The organism is Nocardioides bruguierae, from assembly GCF_023656415.1.
Lineage (GTDB): Bacteria > Actinomycetota > Actinomycetes > Propionibacteriales > Nocardioidaceae > Nocardioides > Nocardioides bruguierae.
On record NZ_JAMOIL010000023.1, the window covers coordinates 35,914 to 59,194 of the forward strand.

General features: G+C 69.7%; 19 protein-coding genes. 9 read left to right on the forward strand and 10 right to left on the reverse strand.

The genetic code is table 11. The features are described from left to right. Positions 1-74 precede the first annotated feature (74 nt). The 5 genes from M8330_RS16100 to M8330_RS16120 form a co-directional block, all read right to left on the reverse strand. Positions 75-2,897 (reverse strand): reprolysin-like metallopeptidase, encoded by a 2,823-nt coding sequence (locus tag M8330_RS16100; protein ID WP_250828148.1) that lies wholly within the window; start codon positions 2,895-2,897, stop codon positions 75-77. 158 nt (positions 2,898-3,055) lie between these two features. Next, entirely contained in the window at positions 3,056-3,742 is a 687-nt protein-coding gene (locus M8330_RS16105; RefSeq protein ID WP_250057536.1) for a dihydrofolate reductase family protein, read from the reverse strand. Between the two features lie 282 nt (positions 3,743-4,024). Further along, positions 4,025-5,308 carry an HNH endonuclease signature motif containing protein gene (locus M8330_RS16110; RefSeq protein ID WP_250828149.1) on the reverse strand — a complete coding sequence of 428 codons (1,284 nt, stop codon included), beginning with the start codon at positions 5,306-5,308 and terminating at the stop codon, positions 4,025-4,027. A gap of 85 nt (positions 5,309-5,393) precedes the next feature. Continuing rightward, positions 5,394-6,437: an Ig-like domain-containing protein gene (locus M8330_RS16115; protein ID WP_250828150.1), complete on the reverse strand. Its 1,044-nt coding sequence runs from the start codon at positions 6,435-6,437 to the stop codon at positions 5,394-5,396. Positions 6,438-6,847: 410 nt separating this feature from the next. Next, positions 6,848-7,600: a hypothetical protein gene (locus M8330_RS16120; RefSeq protein WP_250828151.1), complete on the reverse strand. Its 753-nt coding sequence runs from the start codon at positions 7,598-7,600 to the stop codon at positions 6,848-6,850. A gap of 1,237 nt (positions 7,601-8,837) precedes the next feature. Here M8330_RS16120 and idi point away from each other — a divergent pair. The 4 genes from idi to M8330_RS16140 all read left to right on the forward strand — a co-directional run bounded on the left by idi (position 8,838) and on the right by M8330_RS16140 (position 14,647). Then, positions 8,838-9,491: an isopentenyl-diphosphate Delta-isomerase gene (gene idi, locus M8330_RS16125; protein WP_250828152.1), complete on the forward strand. Its 654-nt coding sequence runs from the start codon at positions 8,838-8,840 to the stop codon at positions 9,489-9,491. Positions 9,492-9,592: 101 nt separating this feature from the next. Next, complete coding sequence (locus M8330_RS16130) at positions 9,593-10,687, forward strand: polyprenyl synthetase family protein (RefSeq protein WP_250828153.1); 1,095 nt, start codon at positions 9,593-9,595, stop codon at positions 10,685-10,687. Positions 10,688-10,727: 40 nt separating this feature from the next. Then, positions 10,728-12,260, forward strand: a complete 1,533-nt coding sequence (locus tag M8330_RS16135) for a phytoene desaturase family protein (protein ID WP_250828154.1) — start codon at positions 10,728-10,730, stop codon at positions 12,258-12,260. A 35-nt stretch (positions 12,261-12,295) separates the two neighbouring features. Continuing rightward, complete coding sequence (locus M8330_RS16140) at positions 12,296-14,647, forward strand: DUF5914 domain-containing protein (RefSeq protein WP_250828155.1); 2,352 nt, start codon at positions 12,296-12,298, stop codon at positions 14,645-14,647. A 7-nt stretch (positions 14,648-14,654) separates the two neighbouring features. Here M8330_RS16140 and M8330_RS16145 read toward each other — a convergent pair whose 3' ends face one another. From M8330_RS16145 to M8330_RS16165, 5 genes are all read right to left on the reverse strand, one after another. Then, positions 14,655-15,887 carry a fibronectin type III domain-containing protein gene (locus tag M8330_RS16145; RefSeq protein ID WP_250828156.1) on the reverse strand — a complete coding sequence of 411 codons (1,233 nt, stop codon included), beginning with the start codon at positions 15,885-15,887 and terminating at the stop codon, positions 14,655-14,657. A 78-nt stretch (positions 15,888-15,965) separates the two neighbouring features. Then, a complete protein-coding gene (locus M8330_RS16150) occupies positions 15,966-17,372 on the reverse strand; it encodes an FAD-dependent oxidoreductase (RefSeq protein ID WP_308196299.1) in 1,407 nt (468 codons plus the stop codon). A 104-nt stretch (positions 17,373-17,476) separates the two neighbouring features. Beyond that, a complete protein-coding gene (locus M8330_RS16155; RefSeq protein WP_250828157.1) occupies positions 17,477-18,226 on the reverse strand; it encodes a class I SAM-dependent methyltransferase in 750 nt (249 codons plus the stop codon). Continuing rightward, positions 18,223-18,549 (reverse strand): lycopene cyclase domain-containing protein, encoded by a 327-nt coding sequence (locus M8330_RS16160; RefSeq protein ID WP_250828158.1) that lies wholly within the window; start codon positions 18,547-18,549, stop codon positions 18,223-18,225. Before M8330_RS16160 ends, M8330_RS16155 begins: the two co-directional genes overlap by 4 nt. Beyond that, positions 18,549-18,881: a lycopene cyclase domain-containing protein gene (locus M8330_RS16165; RefSeq protein WP_250828159.1), complete on the reverse strand. Its 333-nt coding sequence runs from the start codon at positions 18,879-18,881 to the stop codon at positions 18,549-18,551. Before M8330_RS16165 ends, M8330_RS16160 begins: the two co-directional genes overlap by 1 nt. Before the next feature lie 500 nt (positions 18,882-19,381). Here M8330_RS16165 and M8330_RS16170 point away from each other — a divergent pair, with 500 nt between their 5' ends. Genes M8330_RS16170 through M8330_RS22710 form a run of 5 tightly spaced genes read left to right on the forward strand, consistent with a single transcriptional unit; the run spans position 19,382 to position 23,200 of the window. After that, a complete protein-coding gene (locus tag M8330_RS16170; RefSeq protein WP_250828160.1) occupies positions 19,382-20,839 on the forward strand; it encodes a sugar transferase in 1,458 nt (485 codons plus the stop codon). Between the two features lie 4 nt (positions 20,840-20,843). Further along, positions 20,844-21,935: a glycosyltransferase gene (locus M8330_RS16175; protein ID WP_250828161.1), complete on the forward strand. Its 1,092-nt coding sequence runs from the start codon at positions 20,844-20,846 to the stop codon at positions 21,933-21,935. Between the two features lie 26 nt (positions 21,936-21,961). Continuing rightward, a complete protein-coding gene (locus tag M8330_RS16180) occupies positions 21,962-22,816 on the forward strand; it encodes a glycosyltransferase family 2 protein (RefSeq protein ID WP_308196300.1) in 855 nt (284 codons plus the stop codon). A 7-nt stretch (positions 22,817-22,823) separates the two neighbouring features. Further along, the gene (locus M8330_RS16185) at positions 22,824-23,006 is read left to right on the forward strand and encodes a transposase (RefSeq protein WP_250828163.1); all 183 of its coding nucleotides are present in this window, start codon (positions 22,824-22,826) and stop codon (positions 23,004-23,006) included. A 2-nt stretch (positions 23,007-23,008) separates the two neighbouring features. Further along, complete coding sequence (locus tag M8330_RS22710; RefSeq protein ID WP_372490241.1) at positions 23,009-23,200, forward strand: transposase; 192 nt, start codon at positions 23,009-23,011, stop codon at positions 23,198-23,200. Positions 23,201-23,281 lie beyond the last annotated feature (81 nt).

Consider the following 23,281-nt stretch of genomic DNA (forward strand, 5'->3'; position numbering starts at 1 on the left):
CCCCGAGTCGGCAGCAACTTTCTGCCGACTCGGCGAGGGCCGGGCAGCTGGGTGCCAGGTCACGCCGGACAGGCTCACCGGCGGATGCGGAACGGCTCGTCGTTGACGTCGTAGAAGTAGTTCTTGTTGGCCATGACGATCACGCGCGCCGCCGAGGAGCGCCGGTTCGGCAGGCGGATGGCGGCGCGGCCGTCGTTGAGGGTCTTGCGGCGCATCATCCGCCACGAGTCCCCGCCGTCGAGGGAGAGCTTGATCCTCACGTACCGGGCCAGCTTGCGGGTGCCGTTGACCCGCCACTTCACCACGATCCGCTGGCCGGCCTGCTTGGCGGCGCCGCCGGCCTGGGAGTAGACGCGGAACGGCCCGGCGTCGGGGTCGACCGTCAGGACGGTCTGCGCCCAGGAGGTGCCGCCGGCGTCGGCGACCGCGTCGCGGGCGGTCAGCCGCAGGTGCATCTCGCGCCCACCGGTGCCCTGCGAGCCGCGCCACGAGGCGGTGGGCAGGAACTCCGAGAAGCAGGCCGCCTCGCGGGCGGTCGGGTAGTACTCCCCCGAGCGGCGGCAGCCGCCGGAGTCGGCGTTGGTGTTGCCGGCGAGCACCTGGTCGAGGTCGGGGAACCAGCGGGCCGACCTGCGGGTGGCCACGTTCTGCCCCGGGGACGGGGACTCGTGCGCGGCCGCACCGTCGACCTCGGCGGCCGTGCCGAAGACCCGGAACAGCGGGCCCCACCAGGCCTTCTCGCGGCGGTGGTTGTCGACCAGCTCGTACCCGGACGAGGCACCGCGGTCGTTCTGCTCCCACAGCAGGCTCAGCGGGTCGCCGTCGGCGTCGGTGGCGTCGCCGCGCACCACGAACGGGGTGCGGGTCGGGATGGTGCGGCTCGCCGGCACCGTGACCACCGGCCGGCGGTTGGCGGTGCGACGGCGGGTGCCCTGGTTGTCGACGGGCCCGCCCTGGGTCGTCTCGCCGACCTCGGCGGTGGCCCCGGAGCCGGACGCGGTGCTGTCGACGTCCACGACGAGGGCCGGTGCGCCCACGTGGCGGCCGCGGGCGTCGGGGTCGACGGAGTCGGCGAAGACCACCTGGAAGCCGGTCTCGTCGGGCGCGGTGACGGTCGTCAGCCGCGAGGAGCCGGTGCCGTAGGGGTCGTAGCCCCACGGCGTGATCGTCACGGTGCGGCCGGTGGCCTCCTCGACGGCCGCCTTCAGGCCCGCCCGGCTGTACTCGCTCACCGGCACCGCCTCGTCCCCCTCGGCGGCGTTGCCCGCGAGGATCGAGAGCGTGTCGGAGGAAGGGTCGAAGTCGCGCAGGCTGACGGTCTGCACCTCGACGGCGCGGCGCTGGTCGGAGCCGATGTAGCGGCGCACCTGGGTCTGCGAGCGCTGGGAGAAGTAGGGGTCGGTGTGGTTCTGGAGGTCGTCGGCGCCGCAGATGCCGGCGTAGGCCATCACCGAGGAGCCCGAACCGGGCTCGACCGAGGCGGCCGCGGTGCGGTTGCCGCCGTAGCAGGCGCCGCCCACGCCGTTGAAGGTGTGCGTGGCGGCGAACTGGTGGCCCAGCTCGTGGGCGACGTAGTCGATGTAGAAGACGTCGCCGGTGGGGTCGGGCAGGCCGGTGCAGCCGCCGGCGGCGTAGTCGCGGCCCACGACGCCGAGGTAGGCCAGGCCGCCGCCGTTCTTGCCGAGCACGACGTGCCCCACGTCGTAGGAGCCCGCCCCGATGAGCTGGCCGAGCACGGTGCGGGAGCGTCCGATGGTGCCGAGGCCGCAGGTGCCGAGCTGGGCGGGCGTGTAGCCGTTGGTGTCGCTGGCCTTGTCGAAGCAGGCGTGGGCGCCGCAGGGACCGTCGGCGCCGGTGGCCTGGGCGGCCGTGCCGAGGTTCAGCTTGCCGGTGCCGTTGACGAGGACGAGGCGGATCGCGAAGTCGTCGTTGTAGACCTGGTTGACCCGGTTGATCATCGTGACCTTGGCGGGCAGCACGTTGGCCCGGCCGCCGACGGCCTTGCGGTAGGACGGGTCGTTGAGCAGCGCGAGCCGGTAGGTGCGGCGGACGACGCGGGTGCCGGCCAGCTTGTCCTGCGTGCGGGTGTCGGTGCTGCTGCCCCCGCCGCCGGCGGACCTGCCCTGGGTGCCGCTCTGGCCCGTGGTCTGCGTCGTGCTCTCCGTGCTGTCCTCGGTGTCGGCGGAGGTGGTGGCCGTGCGGGCGAGCACGGACTCGTCGACCGACTCCTCCAGCGGGGTGCTCTCGGCCAGGGCGGCCGCGGAGTAGGCGACGTGCCGAGTCTCGCCGCGGCTGACGGTCACCGGGTCCACCAGCCACGTGGTCCGGCCGGTGTCGCTGTCGTCCTCGGGGGTGCCGCGCACCGAGGCGTGCAGGCCGAGGGGCGTGACGTCGAGCGCGACGGTGGTGGAGACGTCCCCCAGCGCGTGGCCGGCGTAGGTGCGCAGCTCGGGGTGCCGGGCGGCCAGCTTCTTCTGCATGACGCTGGTCTCGGTGACCACGAACGTCTGGCTGCCGCCGTCGGGGGTGGGCAGGTCGACGGTGGCGGTGGGGGCGGCGGCCTGGCCGCGCACGCTCGTGCGGACGTCGGCGGGGTCGGGCGTGGTCGCGGGCGCCAGCGCGGCGTCCACGGCGTCGAGGTCGACCTGCACGCCGGTCACCTCGGCCGCATCCTGCTCGAGGTCGAGGCCGAGGGTCTTCGCGGTGCGCGCGCCCGGGGTGTAGCCCTCGAGCGGCGTGAACAGGTCGCTGCTCGCGCTGCGGCCCTCGGTCTCCGAGGTGCCGCTGGTGTCGTCGGTGGCGGTGGCCAGCGGGGCGCCGGCCAGCACGAGGGCCGCCGTCACCATCGGCACGAACCACGTCAGTGGCCGGCGGAACCGGCCGCGGTGCAGATGCACGCGTCTCCCCTGCTTCGTCGACTGCTGGAGGGCCACCGGGTACCGGCGGCTCGCTCACGGTAGCGGTCTATACCGACAGCGGGAGAGTCATGGTCGCGGACCGTGAGGAGGTCGTGACCTCCGCACCGTCCGACCTCACCGCACGCGCAGGGGGGAGCTCAGCCCTGCTGGAAGGCCCAGCGGCCGAGCAGCGTGCCGGAGTCCTCCAGCAGCAGGCGCAGGTCGAGGGTCATGTCGACGGGCGCACCCTCGGTGATGCGCGGGTAGGCGCCGGCGACCAGGCGGGGCACGGTGGTCATCGTCAGCTCGTCGACGCAGCCCTGGAAGACCATGTCGCGCAGCAGGTGCGGGCCGCCCTCGCAGAGCTGGGAGAACCAGCCGCGGCCGGCGAGCTCGGACTTGAGCATCGGCAGGTCCACGCGGTGCGAGCCCAGGATGATGATGTGGTCCTCACCGAGGATCTCGGTGGCCTCGGCCAGGCCGTCGGAGCGCGAGCAGGTGGCCAGGTAGACCGAGCCCTGCGGGGCGTCGCGCAGCTTCTCCGGCACCTGGGCCTTGCGGCTGACCAGGACGGTCGGCTTGTCCAGCGGCTCGTAGCCCTCGACCTTGGCGGTGCCGGCGCCGACCACGACCACGTCGGCCAGGTCGCGCAGGGTGGCGAAGACCCGCTGGTCGGGGGCGGTGTTGATCGAGCCGGAGAGGGCGTCGTCGCCGGTGGCGGACCCGTCCACCGTGCTGACCATGTTGACCCGCAGGAACGGGGACCCGGTGGGCACCGCGTACAGACCGCGCAGGTCCTCGTCGGTGACGTTCTCGTTCGGCTCGGCTCCGGTGAGGACTCGCATCGTGGTCTCCGTTCCCAGGAGGTCGGACGAGGCCTGCCGCCTCATCGGTCGTACGTGACTAGGAAAGCAGGTCCGTCTTCACCTGCGCTCGGCAGGGCACCCTTTCCCCACCCTGGTCCAGCACGCACCGGCCCCGCTGGTCGAGGAGGGCCGGCGCCGGGTCGAGGACGCGCGGAGCCGCCGCCGCAGGTCGAGGACGCGCGGAGCCGCCGCTGGTCGAGGAAGGACGAAGTCCTGTCGCGAGACCGAGACGCCGAACACGGAGCAGGACGCACCGCACCCCTACGTCCTCCGGTGGAACCGCACCTGGTTCCCGGCGACCACCTCGGAGTCGTACGCCGGGTCGTGGATGCGCCGGTGGTGGTGCCCGCACAGCAACCGACCGTTGCCGAGGTCGGTGGGTCCACCGCGTGACCACGGTCGGTCGTGGTGGGCGTGGCAGAACCCGGCCGGGGCGTCGCACCCGTCGGCGGTGCAGCCGCGGTCGCGCCGCTGGAGGACGAGCCGCTGGGCCTTGGAGAAGAGCCGCCGCTGGCGTCCGAGGTCGAGCACCTGGCCGTGGCCGCCGAGCACGGCGGGCACGAGTCCGGCCTCGCAGGCGGTGCGACGGGCGTCGGAGGCGGAGAGCCGCTCGCCGGTGTCGAGCGTGGCGGCGCCGCCGCCGTCGCGGTCGAGCAGCTGCTCGAGGGTCATGGTGACGACGACCGTCGCGCTGGCGCCGCCGGCGTCGGGCAGGGCGTCGGCCGGGATGCGGTCGAGCAGCTCGCAGAACGCCTGCCCCATGCGGAACCGGAACGGCTGGGACGCGCCCGGCTCCCGAACAGCGGGCTCGTCGCCGTGCTGCTTCTGCAAAGGCGCGGCGAGCGCGTGCAGGGCCTTGCGCAGCGCGGCTCCCTGCGCGGAGGGGATGCGGAAGCGTCCGTAGGTGGAGCCCTGCCCGTCGTCGGCCATCCAGAGGTCGGCCCGCTCCCACGCGGCGCGCTCCTGGTCGGAGAGCAGCTTGGCGTCGTGGGCCTCGGCGATCTCGGGGGCGACCACGTGGAGCAGGCGGTCGCCGAGGACCCTCAGCTCGCGGGGGCCGAAGTCCCGCGCCTCGTCCAGGAGGTGGCGCTCGGCCCGGCGCACGAGGCCCTCGTCGAGGTCGCCCGGGAGCCTGTCGAGGGCGCGCATGACGACGTCGGCCTGCTCGGCGTTGACGTGACCGTCGGCCAGCGCCCCGGCCACGCCGTGCCAGCGCCCCAGCGAGGCCGCGAACCGCGACCGGCGCCGGGCCTCACGCACGGACAGTCGCGACGTGTGGGCCAGCCAGGCGCCCGCGTCCCGCGTGCCGCTCTCGGTGCCGACGCCGACCGCCTCGGCCTGCGCCGTGATGCGTGAGCGCAGCGCCACCAGACGCGCCTCGACGGCGGTCACGGCCTGCAGCGCCTCCGCCGCGGCCGCCTCGTCGAGGCCGAGCAGCGACGTGGCGAGGCCCTCGGCCACCAGCGTGTCCAGCAGGGCGAGCACGGCCGACACCGGGTGCGCGTCACCCGGTGTCGTCCACGTCTCGGCCCTGCTCGTCGTCATAGAAGACATGACACCAGAGACCACCGACAGTCACCGTCGAGCGGCGGGAGGCACCTCCCTGGGGGGGAGGTCAGCCCACGATCGGTCAGCCCAGGCGCTTGCGCGCGACCGCCTTGTTGCCCGCCTCGTCCACGGCCGTGGCGACGAGCACGGTGCTGCCGCCGCGGCGCACCTTCTTCACCACGCAGCGGCGCAGACCGGACGTCGCGTCCGCGGCGCGGCAGCGACGGCCCTTGAACCGCACGCTCGGCGCGGTGGTGTCGATGCGGATCACCTTCGTGGTCGCGACGGCCTTGCCGCCGTCCTTGGCGACGATCCGCTGGGTGACCTTGGTGCCGCGGGTGTCCTCGTCCAGGCGGACGGCGGCGGGGCAGCCGCCGATGATCGCGGCGGTGGTCGGCGAGCAGACCGGCACGACCTTCACCACGGACCGGTACCAGCCCGACGCGGTGGGCTTGCGGGTGCTGCGCACGCGCAGCCGCAGGCCCGGGTCGCTGCGGTGGTCGCTGCCGGTCGAGGCGAGGTGCGCTGCGTCGCCGACGTAGCTGGCGGTCACGGTGTAGTCACTGCCCGGCGGGAGCGTCGTCTCGAGGTGCGCAGCCGCGCCGTCGAGCGTGAGCGGGATGGCGCTGCCACCGCTCGAGCCGTCGACGGCCACGGTGACGGCGACCTGCCCGGTGGGCTCGACGCCGGCGCCGGCCACGGTGTCCGCGACGGACACCCGGATCTCGCCCTTCACGATCTGCACCGTCGTCCGCGTCGGTGCGAGCTCCACGTCGAAGCTCACGACCGTGTAGGTGGAGTCCCAGCTGGCGTTGCCGGCCTGCTGGAAGATGAAGGAGCACTCACCGGTCGCGACGAACTCGTAGACGCCGTCGCTGGAGACGCACGGACCAGAAGGACTGCTGAGCAGCCCGACGCTGACGGGCAGCCCGGACGACGCGGTCGGGTTCGGCACCCACGTCCGCCCGACGAGCCCGGGGTCGGGCACGTCCCCGACGTCGATGGTCTGGGTCGCGTCGGTGGTCGGGTCGGCCGCCTGCGCGGGCGCGGCCAGCAGCCCACCCACCAGCAGCCCCACGGCCAGCAGTCCAAGGACGAGCGAGTGACGAAGAGAGAAGACGTGCACGGGTCCTCCAAGGTCGAAGTGCGGCTGCCCCACCGCAGGGCCCGACCGTAGGTCAGTCATGAGGGGCATGGCAGGCGTGCCGACGAGGTCGTCGGGCAGGTCCAGACCTGGCGCTCGACGGTGAGCGGGCTGCCGCCGTCGACCCCGGCGTGGATACGTGCTGCAGAGCGACGACCGGAACGCGGACGACCGAGGAGAGCTGACGATCCCGCGCAGTGGCACAGCTCTGGCGCCTCGGCCCGTCCTCGGCTCGCGTTCCCCCCGTGAGCGGCATGGCCCCGTGCCCGAGGCCGCGTCCTCCGCTCGCTCCTCAGACTAGGAGAACGTCGTCACACCGGGGGCGTCTTCACGAGACCTGAACGCAAAGACTCGCGCCACCGCCACCTCAGCGCCCTCCGCACAGCACCACCTCAGAACCTCGTGGTGTAGGTCCCGGTCTTGACCCGGTAGTAGTTGCGCCCGGACCCGAGGAACCGCAGCACCACCTTCTTGCCACGCCACGACTTCGGGAGCGCCCACTTCACGGAGGCCGTGCCCTTCTTGAGGGAGGCGCGTCCGACCTTGGACCACTTCTGCTTGCCGACCTTGCCCTGCATGGTGATCGTCATCCCGGACTTGATCGCCTTCTTCGCACTGTCGACGGCCTTGACTGCGGTCGTGCCGGTGCGCCGGCCCTTGGCGATGCGGCCGGGCCGCAGGGTCGAGGCGTGCAGCATGGTGGCGTTGAAGTTGTAGGTGCCCCCGTTCCGGTAGTAGCGGGAGAAGAACATCAGGACGTGGTCGCCGGCCCGTCCGCTGGTGAACTCGGTGCGCTGCCGGTTGTTGGACTCGGCGTAGTACTCGTCGTAGTCCGAGGAGCCGACGCTGAAGTCGTCGGTACCGACCGGGAAGACCCGGAGCATGTTGTAGGAGTCGTCCTCGATCTCCCAGTCGATCCGCACCCTGTCGCCGGCGGCCACCGGCAGCCTCCAGTACTCGTAGTGGTTGCCCTGAGCGTCCTCGTAGGTCTCGGTGGTGCCGTAGTACTGCACGCGGGAGCGGATCTTCTCGGAGCCCTCGATCGTGTCGCCGTCGGCGCTCGCGGGGCCGGCGAGGCCGGTCACGACGAGCGCAGGGACGAGCAGGAACGAGCACAGGCGCAGGAGCGAGCGGGCGAGCGTCATCGGGTACCTCCGGGTCACGGGGTGCTGGGGTCGCCAGGAACCTAGGAAGGCTCTTCACCCACCGCATGCCCGTCCGTACCAGGCTCCGCGCAGGCACAGGGGACGCCTGCGGGGCACCCGTTCCGGCCCGGGCCGGATTTCGGGGCAGCCCAGGGCTGCCGAGCTGACCCGCCATGCCGTCCGCGGGCCCGCGCCGCCACCTCCGCCCCGCGTGACGTCGACCCGCCGAGTTCCCCCGTCTGAGGTACGGCCTCCAGACGCACCACGGCCCGCCGATCACGGTCGATCGACGGGCCGAGGTGAGCCAGACAGGGCAGGACCAGGTCAGTCCCGCCCAGCGACCTGGTAGCTCCGCTCCCGACCGTGGTACTTCGGGTCGTGCGGGCAGGCACGCCCGTACTTCCGCAGGCAGCGGATCTTCCTGTAGACGTGCTTGAGCATCGTGTCCCCCCATGCAGCTCCGGGTTGGGGCCCGGGTCGTGGCTGACGGCGGAGCGGCGGCCGGAGTCTCGACCACACCGCCGCTCGCGCCCTGTACGAACGTACGCGCAAGGGTGGCCACGACAAGGCGAACCTGAGGTAAGCGGACCAACGGCGCCCACAGAGGTGGTGCCAGCACTACCAAGGTGTCCGGACCACCTCGGTCCAGACCCCAGGGGAAGGGTGGAGGAACAGGCCTCAGGCCGCCGACGACTGCCGGCTCAGCGCCGGCTCGGCCGCACGCGGGGTGGGTCGACCGGCAGGCACGGCCCGACGGGCGCCGTCGCTGCGGTGCGCGGGCTGACCGTGGTAGCGCGGGTCGTGCGGGCACCGGTCGTCGTGACGCCAGCGACAGCGGGCGGAGCGGTACAGGTACTTGAACACGACGAGGCCTCCCCCTCAGGTGCATGGACAGAAATCGCGCAGCGGGCCGGCCGGAGTCTCACGGCCAGCCGGCCCGCTCGCGCACGTCGGAACGTATGGACGTCGCCGCCCGCGCGGAGCCGCACGCGGGGCACTTACCCCAGATGGGGGAACGCCCGTCCAGTCGAGCCAGGAACAGGCGTGGCCCGGATCACGAGGAGCAGGGTCGTCCGGCCCTGGCGCCCACCCTTTCCGGCACAGCCCTCGGGGTGTGCAGCCACCCCGGCCACGCTGCCTAGGTTCGACGCGCAGCACCTCGGGTCCGGCCAGCGTCGTCCGGGCCCACCACTCTCCGAGCAGGCCAGAGCAGCCACGAGCAGCCCCGAGGTGACCCATGCCCGAGCCGCGCGACGCCGTCGTGCTCCTGGACGAGGCGGGGCAGCCGATCGGCACCACCGACCGCACCACGGTCCACACGACGGCCACCCCGCTGCACCTGGCGTTCTCCCTCTACGTGGTCGACGCCGACGACCGGCTGCTGCTCACCCGCCGCGCGCTGGGCAAGACGGCCTGGCCGGGAGTCTGGACCAACTCCTGCTGCGGCCACCCGCGCCCCGACGAGTCCTCCCAGGACGCGGCGCGCCGCCGCGTCCACGAGGAGCTCGGCCTCGACCTCGGCGCGCAGCCGCTCACCACCGTCCTGCCCGACTTCCGCTACCGCGCCGTCGACGTGAGCGGCGTGGTGGAGAACGAGGTCTGCCCCGTGCACGTGGTGCGGCTGCCCGCCGGCGCCACCCTCTCCCCCGACCCCGCCGAGGTCGCCGAGCTGGCCTGGGTGCCGTGGGCCACCGCCCAGCACCTCGTCACGCACGCGCGCCCGCTCGTGAGCCCGTGGATGGCGCTCCAGGTGCCGGGCCTGGTCGCCGCGCTCGAGGCGCTCGGCGCCACCACGCTGGGCGCCCTCACCCGCGCGGGTGACGCCCCCGCGGGTACCGGCGACGAACGATGCGTGAAGAGCGCAGGTACGAGCCTCCCGGAGTCCGCATGAGCGCCCAGCCCCTCCCCGAGCCACAGAGCCCCGAGCCGCAGTCCGGCACACCAGCCCGGTCCAATCCAGGGGCACCCAGCCGAGCACCCTCCCTCCGCCCCGTGCGCCCGGCCGCCGCGGTGCTCGCCGACGTGGAGGACCTCCTCCGCCTGCGGCTCGAGCGCCTCCAGGCGGAGTGGCACCACGGCGAGGCCGACGGCACCACCGACCCCGTGCTCGGCGACGCCGACCTGCCCGGCCTCCTGGAGTCGCTGGTGCTGGGCGGCGGCAAGCGGTTCCGGCCGCTGCTGTGCCACTGGGGCTGGGTGGCCGCCGGCGGGCCGCAGCGCGGCGAGGACCCCAGCGTCCCCGTCCGCCTCGGCGCCGCCCTGGAGCTCCTGCACGCCTTCGGCCTCGCGCAGGACGACGTGATGGACGGCTCCGAGACCCGCCGCGGCGCCCCCGCCGTGCACGTCACGGCCCGCACGCACCACACGGATGCCGGCGGCCGGGACGACGCCCAGCGCTACGGCGAGTCCGTGGCCACCCTCGTCGGCGACCTCGCCCACGCGGAGGCCGACGCGATCGTCGCCGAGCTGCCGCAGGCGGTGCGGCACCTGTGGTGGCGCACCAGCCTGGAGCTGGTCCGCGGCCAGGCCCACGACCTCTCCGAGGCCGCCGCCGGTGGCGGGCCCGACGCGGAGGCCCGCGCCTGGGAGGTCGCCCGTGCCAAGTCCGGCGGGTACACGGTGCAGCGCCCCCTCGAGCTGGGCGCCACCGCGGCCGGGGCCGACGCCGGCGTCCTGCGTGCCCTGGGCACCTACGGCCGCCACCTCGGCGAGGCATTCGCGCTGCGCGACGACCTGCTCGGGGTGTGGGGCGACCCGGCCGTCACCGGCAAGCCCGCCCACGACGACCTGCGCTCCGGCAAGGCCACGGTGCTGCTCGCCCGCGCGGAGGCACACGCCCGGGCCCAGCAGGACGAGGCGGCGCAGCGCGTGCTCACGCGGGTGCGCGCCCAGCAGCACGAGCCCGGCGACGTCGAGGCCGCCGCGGCCGCGATGGAGCGGCTCGGGGTGCGGGCGGGCGCCGAGGAGCAGGTCCGCGCCAGCCACGCCGCTGCCCTGGCGGCGGTGGAGGGCTGCGAGCACCTCGACGCCGCCGGCGTCCAGGGGCTGCGGTGGGCCGCCGACGCGGTGGCCTGGCGGCAGAAGTGAGCACCCACGTGAGAAGCACGAAGCACATCGAGGAGCACCCGTGAGCCGCGTCGTCGTCATCGGAGCCGGGCTCGCCGGTCTCGCCACCGCCTGCCACCTCTCGGGCTCGGGCCACGACGTGACCCTGATCGAGGCCGAGGACGCCCCCGGCGGCCGCGCCGGCCAGATCGTGCGCGACGGGTTCCGCTTCGACACCGGACCCACCGTGCTCACCATGCGCAGCCTCCTCGAGGACGTCGTGGGCGCCGCCGGCGGCGACCTCGACGCGCTGCTGCCGATGCAGCGGCTCGACCCCGCCTACCGCGCCACCTACTCCGACGGCTCGGAGATCCTCGTGCGGCACGGTCACGAGGCGATGCGCGCCGAGATCGCGGAGAAGTCCGGCGCCGCCGACGCCGCCGCCTTCGACCGGTTCGTGCCGTGGCTGAAGCGGCTCTACGAGGTCGAGATGCCGCACTTCATCGACGCCAACTTCGACACCCCGCTCGACCTCGTCCGCAACCCCCGCGCCGCCGCGAGCCTGGTGACGATGGGCGGGTTCGGCCGCCTCGGGCCGGCCGTGAAGCGCCGCTTCATCGACGACCGGCTGCGTCGCCTCTTCACCTTCCAGGCTATGTACGCCGGCCTCCCGCCGTCCTCCGCGCTCGCCATCTACGCGGTGATCACGTACATGGACTGCATCGAGGGGGTCTACTTCCCGGACGGCGGCATGGCGGCCGTCCCCCACGCGCTGGCGAAGGCGGCCACCGACAACGGCGTCGACCTGCGCCTGGGCCAGAAGGTCACCCGCGTGCTGCGCCGCCCCGACGGCCCGGTGGCCGGCGTGGAGATCGACGCCGGGCCGATCAAGGGCAGCGAGAAGCTCATGGCCGACGCGGTCGTCTGCACCCTCGACCTCCCGGTCGCCTACCGGCACCTGCTGCCCGACCTCGCGCCGCCCCGCGTCGTCCGCACGGGCGACTACTCCCCCTCGGCCGTGGTGTGGCACGTCGGCGCCCGCGGCGACCTGCCCGCCGGGGCGCGGCACCACAACATCCACTTCGCCGACGCCTGGGACTCCTCCTTCGACGCCCTCATCAAGCAGGGCCGGATGATGCCGGACCCCTCGCGCCTGGTGACGATCCCGAGCCTCACCGACCCCACGGCCGCCCCCGACGGCGCGCACACGCTCTACGTGCTGGAGCCGGCGCCGAACCTGGACGGGGTGGTCGACTGGCGCACCCAGCGCGGCCGCACCCGCGAGGAGCTGCTGGCCTTCCTCGAGCGGGAGGGCTACCCGACCGACATCGTCACCGAGGAGCTCGTCGACCCGCTCGACTGGCAGGCGCAGGGCATGGAGCGCGGCACCCCGTTCGCGCTGGCCCACACCTTCGCCCAGACCGGCCCCTTCCGCCCCTCCAACGTGGAGAAGCGACTGCCCGGCTTCTTCTTCGCCGGCTCCGGCACCGTGCCCGGTGTCGGCGTCCCCATGGTCCTCGTCTCCGGCCGCCTGGCCGCGGAGCGGGTCACCTCCTACCTCCCGACGGTCCCCCGCCGCCAACCCCGCATCACCACCACGGAAGGCGCGGCCTGATGAGCAACAGCCGCTGGTCGAGGAACGACGAAGTCGTGTCGCGAGACCAAGGCCCCACCGGTGGTCGAGGAGACCGCTGGTCGAGGAAGGACGAAGTCCTGTCGCGAGACCAAGGCCCCACCGCTGGTCGAGACCCCCGCACCCGCGAGCTCCGCCTCACCGACGGCTACCGCCGCTGCGCCGAGCTCACGAGGGAGTACGGCACGACGTACTTCTGGGGCGCGGCGATCCTCCCGCGACCCCAGCGCCGCCACGTGCACGCGGTCTACGCCCTGTGCCGGCTGGCGGACGACATCGTGGACGTGGCGGAGGACTCCTCCCCCGCCGCACAGGCCACCACGCCCGAGCAGGCCGCCGAGATCGAGGCACGCCTGGCCGACTTCCGCGACCGCTTCGCCGCGTCGGTGGCCACCGGCGAGTCCGACGACCCGGTGCTCCTCGCAGTAGGAGACAGCGTCCGCGCCACCGGCATCGACCTGGAGTGCTTCGACCGCTTCTTCCGCGCGATGGCGCAGGACCTCACCACCACCCGGTACCGCACCTGGGACGACCTCATGGGCTACATGGAGGGCTCGGCCGCGGTGATCGGCGAGATGATGCTCCCGGTACTGCGGCCCACCTCCGAGCGCGCGCTGGCGCCGGCCCGGGCGCTGGGGCACGCGTTCCAGCTGACGAACTTCCTGCGTGACGTGGACGAGGACCTCGACCGCGGCCGCGTCTACCTGCCCCAGGAGGACATCGACCGCTTCGGCGCGGACCCGTTCAACCGCACCGCCGACCCCGCCTGGCGCGCACTGATGCGTTTCGAGATCGCCCGCAACCGCGAGCTGTACGCGCAGGCCGAGCCGGGCCTGGCCTTCCTCCCCGACGCCTCCCGCCGCTGCGTCGGCACCGCCAAGACCCTCTACGCCGGAATCCTCGAGCGGATCGAGATGGCCGACTACGACGTCTTCGCCCGCCGCGCCCGCGTCCCCACCTGGCGCAAGGCCGCCGTGGCCGGCGCCGCCCTCACCGGCGTCGCGATGGCAGCCACCATGACGTCCGCTGGTCGAGGAGGGACGAAGTCCCGTCGCGAGACCAAGGCCGAAGACGGTGGTCGAGGTGCGAGGAGCGCCAACGACCCCACCGGTGGTCGAGGTGCGAGGAGCGCCAGCGACCTCACCGGTGGTCGAGGTGCGAGGAGCGCCAGCGACGAGCCACGAGACCCCCGCACCCAGGCACCCACCGACGCCAAGACGCCGCTGGTCGAGGAGACCGTCCACGGCCGTCGGGAGACCAAGGCCGAAGACGGTGGTCGAGGTGCGAGGAGCGCCAACGACCCCACCGGTGGTCGAGGTGCGAGGAGCGCCAGCGACGAGCCACGAGACCCCCGCACGAAGGCAGCATCGAGGGACAACGCCCTCCCCCCACTCCTAGCGAGAAAGATCCCGCTCGCGCTGAAGCCCATGCCGGCACGCCGCGACCTCCAGCCCAGCTGGCGCGAGGCCAAGCCGAGCCGCATCAAGGCAGCACTCGACGCAGCGCTCGCGAAGGACCCGGGCGGCTGGTACGTCGCAGGCGCCTCGACGGACCTCAAACAGAAGAGCATCACGCGCACGATCGGCGGCACGGAGGTCGTGCTCTGGCGCACGCAGGACGGCGTGGTCGCCGGCCCCGGCGCCTGCCCCCACCTCGGGGCACTGCTCACCGACTGCGAGGTCATGGGCGAGAGGCTCTACTGCAAGTGGCACGGACTCAGCCTCCAGCCCGAGGGCCAACCCGGCTGGACACCCTTCAAGGCCCTGGACGACGGCGTGCTCCTGTGGGTCCAGATCCCGACCGCCGGCGAGCAGACCGCCGACGCCCCCACCATCACCCCGCGCCCAGCACTCACCGGCTCCATCAGCGCAGTGATCGAGGTCCCGGGCACCTGCGAACCCCGCGACATCATCGCCAACCGACTGGACCCCTGGCACGGCAGCTGGTTCCACCCCTACGCGTTCAGCCACCTCGAGGTCGACGACGACGCCAGCGACGACGACACCCTCACCGTCGACGTCACCTTCCGGCTGTCCCGCCGCTGGGGAGTCCCGGTCCGCGCGGAGTTCACCTGCCCAGACGCCCGCACGATCATCATGACGATCATCGAGGGCGAGGGCGCCGGCAGCGTCGTGGAGACCCACGCGACCCCGCTCGGACCCGGCCCCGACGGCCACCCCCGCACCATGATGGTCGAGGCCACCATCGCCCACTCCGATCGCCAGGGCTTCCGCCTCGCCACCGGGCTCAGCCGTCTCGTCCAGCCCGGCATGCGCCACACAGCCCGCAGGCTGTGGGTGGACGACATAGTCTACGCCGAACGGTCGTACCTGTTGCGCTCGCGCGCCGACCAGGCCGGGCGCGCCTGATCCAAACTCATCTGACGCTAAAGCGTACAGGCTTGCTCCAGTCAGACTGTGGGACGCCCCTTCCACCGCTGGCCCGGACCTGGAAACGATAAATTCCCCGCCCGAGTCCGCGCATGACCATGCGCGTTCCGATGATGGAAATCTTCTTTCGCGCAACTCTTGGCTGAAGGCTGTACGTGTAAGCCTTGATGTCATTTCCATGCGCGTCAGGACGATTCCATCTCAGAATTGCCCGGCGACCCCGAACCCTTGCCGTAACGTTACGAATTCGGTCAATTTGTCGCGAGATCTGAACTTTCTCACGAACATACTGTCCGGCCCCAGCCGAGGAATCGGCAGCCAGCATGAACACATATGTGCCAGCATCTAGGTTGGCCACCCGAAGTCGCTGACGCTCACTCCCAACCAACCAGGTCTGACCAGTAGTCTTTTCCCGCACGCGGTATCCCTCAAGGGCTGCCGTCGCGTCGCCGCTGTCCTGCACCGACCAGCGAAGCGTAGTCAGGCGGTCATCGACTGAATCGCTGACCGAAAGCCTCAGGTTGGGGTTGGGCGAAGGAGCATCCATCCCCTCGAGAGTCAACGTGTATTGCCCCACTGCCGTTGACTCTGCAGAAGCCAAGGGTGCGGAGTACCGAGACCCGTCCGGCAAGCGCGCAGACACACTGCCCGACGGCATCAGGTCCTCCTCCGGGGAAAGAACCGTGGTTTCGCCAGACCTTGTCCAACCCTCCCAACCCCAGTATGCGTAGGCATAGGCCAGACCCGGTGCGGCAGTTGGGTTTTGTTCAAGGTAGTCCCCGCCAGGTCCCGTCGCAGCAAGGTAGACGTTGTCGATGGGAACGGCATTCCTGTCAACAATCTTAAAGGTCTTGCGATAGAGAGTGGGGATTGTCAGTGGGCCCAGATCGAGGTCAGATTCGAGCATGAAACTGCTTGTAATGAGGTTCAAGATCCCTGAATCGGCACCGTCAGAAAACCTTCGATTGATCGTCAGCGAGTATTCGCCCGAAGCAGCGAGAATCTCGAACGCTCCATCACCGCCCACATTCACGGTCGTCCCGCCTAGTCCGACCGTTCCGTCAACGGGCAACCCCGAATCCCCATCGATGAGTACGCCCGTGACCGCGTGTACGTCAGCCGCTTGTGCGGGAACCAGGCTGAGCAGTGATAAGAGGGTCAGAACTGACAGCAATGTTGACCATGCGCGCGACGAGCTCAAGCGTGAGGTGGTTCGCATCCGTGAAAGGTAGATCGCTCAGAGAGCATTCGCTGGACGTTGACACAATTTTTTGAGGACGTTCGCCGGAACGCGACGCTACGCACCGACACCTCCCATCGGCGGCGTCCAAGTGGACGGGCTCGCCACCCCAAACGCCGCGAGGAAGTGGGCTCCCGCCTGTGTCCCCGTCGTTGCTGCCCGTTCCATGAGGGCAACCGGCAACTCACACCGCACCCCATCGCCGGCCAGCACCACCCGCTCATCCGGCGTCACGACACCGGGCCGCGAAGCCCACTCGTCCAGCCCGACGAGCGGGCAGTCCTCGCGCACGAGCCACTCTTCCCCCCGCACCTCACCGGCGCCAAGGGACGGATGAATCCGCAGCAGTTCCTCCCACAGCACCTTCTGCAACTGCTCACGATCAGCGGCATCCGAGGCAGGCACCGCGTACGCATGCATCTCCACGACGCACCCGCCAGTGGACGAGGCCCACGCAGCCGCCCCTGACTCCAGCTGCTCCAGGAACGACACGTTGTCGAGCGGCCCGAACCCGGAAGTCCCCAGGAACGCCGCAGCATCAGCCGGAGCCGGGCACGACAACCACCGCCGCCACACGACGAACGGCGGCGCAACCTCCAAGCCGAGCAGCCGCGAGCGCCACGCGTCATCCCCCAGCCACGGCGACGCCGACACGATGCGCTGCAGTGGCGCACGGTCGGTGGCCAGCACGACACCGTCGACGGCGAGCGAGTTCACCAACAGTCCGCCCGAGTCGCTCTCCGTCAGCGAGGTCACCGGCGAGGACAGCCGGATGTCGACCCCGAGGGAGGTCAGGTACTCGCCGAGCGGCTTCCAGAGGGCGGTGTCGAAGTCGTCCTCGGCCACGTCGAAAAGGAGCCCCTCGGCGGAGCCGAGAAAGTAGGTGTGGAACATCGCGACCAGCTCGCCGGCCGAGAAGTCGTCGGGGTCAGCGAAGAACGACCGCGCGAAAACCTCGAGCGCCAAGTGCCGGGCGGACTCCGGGAAGTTCAGGGAGTCCAGGAACGACGAGGCCGACATCCCGTCAAGGTCGGAGAAGGTCCGCGGGAACGACACCCGCAGCAGCCCCATCGCCTCGCGCACATTCACCTTGGCCAGATCCCGGAGCGTGAACGACGGCGACTGCGCCACGAACCCGAGGATGCTCCACGGCGGGGTCCGAGGCACGTGCGTAAACGAGTCCCGCGCCCCCGACGCCGCCAGCAGCGGATAGTCCTCCACCGGCTTCAGCCGCGACAGGTCCGGGTCCGTCCGCCGCAGGAGCGCCCGCAGGTTGTAGTACTGCCGGAAGAACGCGTGGAACCCGCGACTCATCGCCGTCTCCTGCCCGTCCACCGTCACAGGCCACGAGGCCACACGCCCGCCGAGCCTGTCGGTCGCCTCGAGCAGCGTGACCCGCACGCCCTTCTCCGCCAGGACGCACGCAGCCGACAGCCCCGCGATCCCACCGCCCACCACGGCCACGTGGTGCCGGCCCTCGTCCGACGGCGCCCCAGGATGCCCCGGGATAAACTCGGCCCGCGAGTCCCGCCCCGGAAGCCACGACGACGAAGACGAGAAGGGCGACCTCACGCGGACGCCTTCCGCGCCCGCCACGCATGCACCTGCCCGGCCTGCCAGCCGCTGACGGTCCGGGTCTCGACCTCGGTCAGGCCGCCGCGCCACAGCCGGTCGGCGAACCCGCGGACCCCGTCGAACGACAGCACGCTGCGCCACAGGTAGCGGTAGATCGGCGACTGCGGCGCCGTCGCCATCCCCAGCGGGACGATCACGCCCCAGCACGTCGCGTGCCAGGCCCAACGGGCAGTCAGGCTGTCGCCCACGGAGTAGTCGTGCACGACGAGCACGCCACCCGGCGCGAGCACCTCGCGGATCTCCCCGATCAGGCGGTCGCGCGCGGCCACGTTGCGGAACAGGTAGGCGGTCAGCACCCCGTCGAAGGACCCGAGGTCCGAGGAGGTCAGGTGCTCGGCGTCCGCCTGCGCGAAGGTGACGCCACTCAGGGCGGGCTTGGACGAGGCGGAGCGGAGCATCCCGGCAGAACCGTCCACGCCGACGATCTCGGCGTCGACGCCCGCTTCGCCGAGGGCGGACACCAGGGCCCGCGTCGACGCGCCGGACCCGCACCCGAGGTCGAGCACCCTTGGTCGGCGACCGGGCGTGGTCGGCAGCGCCTCGACCACGGCGCGAGCCGACGCTCGCAACTGAGAGTGGTACCCGGGGCTGAGCCCGACCATGAGGTCGTAGGTCTCCGCGACGTCGTCGAAGGCATCGGGCACGGTGCCGGCGTTGATCGTCGGCCGAGTGTCGGTGCTCATGCGTGCTCCTTGTTTCTGGTCTGGTGGCGGCCGAAACGAACCCACAGCATCAGCGCGAGGCTCACCATGGCGAACCCGAAGACGAAGTCCTCGACGGGGATGTCCCACGGCGCCCGCCACCCGGTCATGTGGTCGGAGTTGTAGAGCACGATCGGGTCGGAGAGCTTCGTGAGCCATCCGTCCACGGGCACCTGGAAAGCCATCACGATCGCCATCGCCAGCCAGTACTGGAGGGTGCGGAAGATCCCGGTCCGCAGCACCAGCAGCTCCAGGCCGACGACGATCGCCAGCGACGCCAGAGCCGTCGCGGTGTAGACCCCCATCAGCGGTCGGCCCGCCGCGGCAGCATCCGCAGCACGTTGCCGACGGCCTCATAGGTCAGCAGCCCGCAGATGGGCACGACGAGGAAGAAGACGAGCTCTTCCAGCGGCATCTCGAAGGGCAGCAGGACGCCGGTGGTGTGCTGCTCCGAGTACCCCCACGAGTCGAGTGCGATCATGACGACATCCCACGCCGAGTACGCGATGACCAGCGGGAGCAGCGTCATGACCAGCAGCTTCGGCCGCCGCCAGACGCGAGCACCCAGCACGACCTCGAGCGGCAGCGTGATCGCCAGACACAGCCCCATGAGGATCAGGTACTCGAAGTGCTGCACTCGGCCAGCCTGCCGCCCCGAGCACTCCTCCACCCCACCCAATCCGGTGGAGAGCAGGCAGTTAACGACCGGAGTCGAAGGTCACCGCCTACCGGTGGTCGAGGAGCGAGGCCGTCCACGGCCGAGCCACGAGACCCCCGCACAGGTCTAAGCGCTCTGGCCCTGAACTCGCACCGCTCGCTCGTCACTCGTAGGCAACGAGCTAGCAGGCGGTGGTCGAGCAGCGACGAGCGCCAGCGAGGAGCGCACGCCGAGACCACCAGCCCGCTCCCACGGGACCACCTCCTCGCACCGATTCCCCCGAATACCCCACACCACCGCACACAGCCTCTTAACCTGACTGTCACCTCCCGGGATGCGCAGGACGCCGCCGCGGACGTAAAGTCCGCCTTAGCGGAGCCTGACGTCCTCGGACACGAAGGAACCGTGGGCTCGGGACAGGTCTGCACCGTCGCATCACTCAGCCGAGCAGCCACCTGCCACACATGGGGATCGACTGCATGACCATCCTGTCGGACAACCGACGCCTGAGTTCCGTCGCTGCTCCAAGCCGGATGCTCCGCTACCTGCCGACCTCGGCGTTGATCATCGACGCAACGATCATCGTGCTGATCGGGGCGTTGGCTGTAGTCGGGCGCCGCGAGCTTCCGCTCTTCGATGAGGCCGCGTCGGTCGAGATGTCGCTGGTGATCGCCGGCCCTCTGATCTTGTTCGGTTGGCTCCTCGCGGTCGCATTGAACGGCGGCTACCGCAAGGATGTTTTCGGCGTTGGCCTGGACGAATTCAAGCGCGTGCTCAACGGCAGCCTCATCGCCGCTGGGCTCACCGGTGTGGTGTCCTACCTCGCAAAGTTCGATCTCTCGCGGGGCTTCTTTGTCCTGGCTTTCGCCCTCGGCGTGCCACTGCTTCTCATAGGGCGATGGTCACTGCGCCGTGCCCTCCACGCCGCACGTGTCCGAGGGGCGCTAAGACAACGTGTCCTCCTCGTAGGCACGCGAGCCCACGTCGACGAGACCTTCTCGGTTCTCCGACGCGAGAAGTGGCTCGGCTACCAAGTGGTCGGTGCCCTGACCCCGGAATGGGACCTGTCGGAGGAGACGCCGATGGGGCTTCCGATCGTGGGCAACGCCAACGAAGCCGCCGCAATGGCGGTGGACGCACAGGCAGACGCGCTGTTCTTCGCTGGTGGCTCAGTCGGGTCATCCTCCCAGCTACGACGCACCGTCTGGGAGTTGGAGAAGCACCACATCGATGTGGTCGTCGCGCCGAGCGTCTCCGACATCTCCAACGAACGCGTTCGCATCCGCCCCGTGGGTGGCCTGCCGCTCATGCACATCGACCCTCCCACGTGGTCGGATGCCTCGCGGTGGGGCAAGCGGACATTCGACCTGCTGGGCTCGGGGATGCTGATCCTCACCTTCTTACCCCTCCTGGCGTTCATCGCTCTCAGCATCAAGGCAGAGGATCGCGGCCCGATTCTGTTCCGGCAGACGCGGACGGGCAAGGACGGCACGGAGTTCGCGTGCTTCAAGTTCCGCAGCATGGTCGTCGATGCCGAGGCTCGGCTCTCCGCGCTCTACGCTCAGACTGGGCACGACGGCGGGCTCTTCAAGATGAAGGACGACCCGCGAATCACCAAGCCTGGCCGCTGGCTTCGTCGCTTCTCTCTCGACGAGCTGCCCCAGTTGTTGAATGTCTTCCGCGGCGAGATGAGCCTCGTGGGCCCGCGGCCGCCGTTGCCGCGGGAGGTCGCCGAGTACGACGGTGACGCCAACCGACGCCTTCAGGTCCGGCCGGGCATGACTGGACTCTGGCAGGTGAGTGGCAGGTCAGATCTTTCGTTCTCCGAGGCCATCAGGCTCGACCTGTATTACGTTGACAACTGGTCCATGCTTCAAGACTTGAACATCCTCGCTCGCACCCTCGGAGCCGTATTAGGCCGCAATGGTGCATACTGAAAGCATGAATTCAAACGGATTGATAGTTTGCGAATGGCTCGAAGCGACCGGAGGCGCTGAACGAGTCCTAGACGCACTCGTCCGTACCTTGACACCACAAAAAATTCGTTGCTTGTGGAACGATGGCCCCAAGAACCGCTTTCCAAACACGATAATTGAGGAGAGCATCGGCCCACAATCAGTTCTTCGTGGCCGCAAGGCGCTCAGCCTCGCCTACCAGGACAAGCTATTTGGGGGAATCGACCCTGAACAATTCGACTGGATCGTCGCAAGCTCTCACTCGTTCGCCCATCACGTGGGGAAATCAAAACGTGGACGCGAAAACAACGTCTATGTCTACGCTCACACACCCCCCCGGTTCCTCTGGTCGCCCGAAGTCGACCGCCGGGCAAGTCATTTTGCAATGAAACCAGTCATAAGTGCTTTGAAGCGTTTAGACAGGCGCCCCGTCAAAACTGCCAACTACGCCGTCAACAGTCGCTACGTCCAAACCCGGGCAAAGAATGCTTGGAGCATAGAACCCCGAGTCATATATCCAGAATTAGACATGTCTAGACTAATGACCGAATCGGATGACGACGCGGATATCACCCACTGGCGTACTGGAGAATACATCCTTGGCGCATCTCGGTTTGTACCATACAAAGGTCTCGATAAGGTCATACGCCTCGGCGAGTACATGGATCTGCCCGTGCTCATCGCTGGCGACGGCCCCCAACTGAAGGCGCTCCAGGCTATGGCAACGGCCGCGACCGTTCCTGTCAAAATTGTTCGATCACCGTCTGACGCAGAGTTGTATCGCCTGATCACCAACGCATCCCTCTTTGTATTCCCGCCCATCGAGGACTTTGGCATAATGCCACTAGAAGCCATAGCGCTCGGAACGCCAGCCCTCGTCAACAGTGAAGGCGGAGCCCGCGAAAGCCTCGAACTCCTAGGCGCCGGCGGATCGCATACCAGTTTCTCGAATCTGGCAGATGTTGCCCAGTCGGCCAGAGCGGCCATGGCAGCGAAACTCCCATCCGCTGCTAAGATTGACAACACGTTTGGCCGCAGCCGATTCCAACGCGAGATTACAAACTGGGTAACGTGCTAAATTCATCAAGCCAAGAGGGGGCCACGGTGCAAGAACCCAAACTACTCACGATCTGTATCTGCACCATGAACCGTCCCGAGGACCTTCGCCGCGCACTGGCATCACTCATGCCGCAATCACTCGCTACCGTTTCCATCATGGTTAGCAACGATGGTCTTGACGAGCCAGTCAGAACCATCTGCAAAGAATTCTCCGTCGACCTTGTCGACGGGCCTCGGCGGGGATTGGGGCCCAATAGAAACAACTGCGTATCTCACGCGCAGACCCCGCTGATTACTTTCATAGATGACGACGTCATAGCCGGCCCAGACTTCATCCGAGCAGCTCTGCAAGTCGACCGAACCAAAGTTACGACCGGATTTGAACTCAGACATGAGGGGACGGGCCAGCCCAAGGTCGTGACCCCCCATAATGCATCTTTCCTAGGCTTCCAAATCAAGCCGCCTCAGAGCAGGGTGCAGGCCGTCGTGATGAATGCTGCCGTATTTCCAACTTCAGCACTGAGGGCTTTTCCCTTCGACGAAAATATCACCTACGGGTACGAAGAGATCGACATCTCAAGGAAACTCGCTTCAAACGGAATTCAGATAGCTGTCGACTATTCACTCTGGAACAATCACCACCCGTCACCCATAAACCGGAAGGAGTATGCGACTCGACTTGTCGCGTCCCGCATTTATACGACCTACCGCGCCTACCGATGCTACGAAGCAAACTCAACTAAAGCCACAGCATTCCTCCTAACTGCCATGGTGCATCACGTATTACATCTCATTCGCATCAAAGGCGACCTCCGGTCTGCCTTCCGGACTGCGGTCCAAGTTCGCAAGATGTGGAGAGAGTCGCAGCGCGACCAAGGCGGCAGGACACCGTCTCGCTAGCCTGGACGTGGCCTTGACCGCGGGCGACCCCGCCTGGGAGGTCATCATCGCTTGGCGCTGCTACCAGCAGCTGCGCGCGATCTACCAAGCCCCCAGCCCGACGGCGAGGCGCGGACTGGCCGAGAAGGTCATCGCGTCCTTCCCCTCCTGCCCCATCCCAGAGATCGCACGCCTGGGCCGGACCCTGTGAGCGTGGCGGCCCCAGATCCTGGCCTACTTCACCCCCGGGGCCTCAGCAACGGCAGCACCGAAGCCATCAACCCCATCATCGAGAAGACCCGTCGACTCGCCCACGGCTTCCGCAACTTCGACCACTACCGGCTACGCATCCTCCTCGCCGCAGCTGGAGACAGGCCCTACCGACGGGCACCTACCCACGCTTAGATCCGAAGAGTCCATATCGTCGGCTCCTGAATGGAGAAGTCAAGCCCCCCCCCGCCCCGGCGTCGCGGGCTGGAAGTCTGG